The organism is Streptomyces marokkonensis, assembly GCF_039539045.1.
GTDB classification, from domain to species: domain Bacteria; phylum Actinomycetota; class Actinomycetes; order Streptomycetales; family Streptomycetaceae; genus Streptomyces; species Streptomyces marokkonensis.
In genome coordinates this window covers 1-1,698 of record NZ_BAABCQ010000363.1, presented here as the reverse complement: position 1 = coordinate 1,698, position 1,698 = coordinate 1, and the positions used below count along the sequence as shown (strand labels likewise).

The 1,698-nt window shown below is 70.8% G+C and carries 1 protein-coding gene; it reads left to right on the top strand.

All coding sequences use genetic code 11. The features are described from left to right. Positions 1–276: 276 nt before the first annotated feature. Complete coding sequence (locus tag ABEA26_RS35875) at positions 277–1,500, top strand: IS110 family RNA-guided transposase (protein WP_345598249.1); 1,224 nt, start codon at positions 277–279, stop codon at positions 1,498–1,500. Positions 1,501–1,698: the final 198 nt, after the last annotated feature.

The window sequence follows — 1,698 nt, the reverse complement described above, 5'->3', positions numbered from 1 at the left end:
GGCCCCGTTACCTTTCTCGTGGCCCCGCAATGGGGCGCCTGGCCCCCGGGTCCGGTATGGCTGTGTGCCCCCTGTCGAAGTCGATGACCTGGGGGGTGTTGCCGCCGGGCTTCGGGGCACCGCTTGACCGCTGATGAGGGGCCTGACGACCGTCCGGTCCGGCGCAATGCCGGACTGCTTTTGGGCGGGGATGTCTGCGTAACGTGGTTGCCGGCGTGTGGTGCCGCAGGGACGGCCAGGATCGGGCACGAGTGCACGTCGAGGGGGCACGCGAGCATGGTCGACACCGTCGGCACAGATCTGTTCCTCGGCCTTGACCTGGGCAAGGAGTTCCACCACGCCCACGGTCTGACCGGGCACGGCAAGACCGTCCACGACAGACGGCTGCCCAACACCGAACCGAAGCTGCTGGAGCTGTTCACCAAGCTGGTCGCGAAGTTCGGCACCGTCCTGGTCGTGGTCGACCAGGTCGCCAACATTGGCGCCCTGCCGGTCACCGCGGCCCGGGCGGCGGGCTGCCGGGTCGCCTACCTGCCCGGTCTGTCGATGCGGCGGGCCGCCGACCTCTACCCCGGCGAGGCCAAAACCGACGCCCGCGACGCCTTCGTGATCGCGGACACGGCCCGGACCATGCCGCACACCCTGCGCGCGATCGACCGGGACGACGAGACGCTGGCGGCGCTGACCATGCTCACCGGCTACGACAACGACCTGGCCGGCGAGGTCAACCGCACCACCAACCGGCTGCGCGGCCTGCTCTCCCAGATCCACCCCTCCCTGGAGCGTGTCCTGGGCAAGCGGCTGGCCTACCCCTACGTCCAGGCCCTCCTGACCAAACACGGTTCCCCCGCGAAGATCAGGAAGCTGGGGCGTGTCCGCTGCGAGGCGCTGCTCAAGGCACACGGCTCGCGCAAGGCCGCCCACCTCACCGCCGAGATCTTCGAGGCGCTGGACGAGCAGACCCTCGTGGTCCCGGGCACCGAGACCTCCGCGCTGATCGTGCCCGGCCTGGCCGCGCAGCTCGCCGCCGCCCACACCCAGCGCCATCAGGCCGAGCAGGAGATCGCCGCCCTGCTGGAGGCCCTCCCTCTTTTCCACCTCCTGACGTCCCTGCCCGGCATGGGCGTCAGGACCACCGCGGCCGTCATCGTCGCGATCGGCGACGGCACCACCTTCCCCACCGCCGGGCACCTCGCCTCCTACGCCGGACTCGCCCCCACAACGAAGTCCTCGGGCACCTCCATCCGCGGCGAACACGCGCCTCACCGCGGCAACCGGCTCCTCAAACGCGCCCTGTTCCAGGCCGCGTTCGCCGCGATCGGCTGCAAGACGGACCTGTCGTCCCGGATCTACTACGACCGTCAGCGCGCACGCGGCAAGACCCACACTCAGGCGATCCTCCGCCTGGCCCGCCAGCGCGTGAACGTCATCCACGCGATGATCCGCACCGGCGCCCTCTACGAACCACGCACCCCCGACGACATCGACCTCGCCGCCTGACGCCTCCACCGCCCTACCCTCCAGGCCCCATCACGCCCGTGCACCGGCACGGCCCTCCGGCCCTGCCGACCACCGGGGCTGCCCCTCAGCCACCCGATCCGCCGGGAACACCCCGCTTCGCGGGGCGTTCCCGAAACCATCGCGAATCCCCGCGAACCGACCCCACCAGGGTTGACGAAACAGATAGGGGCACCCCCC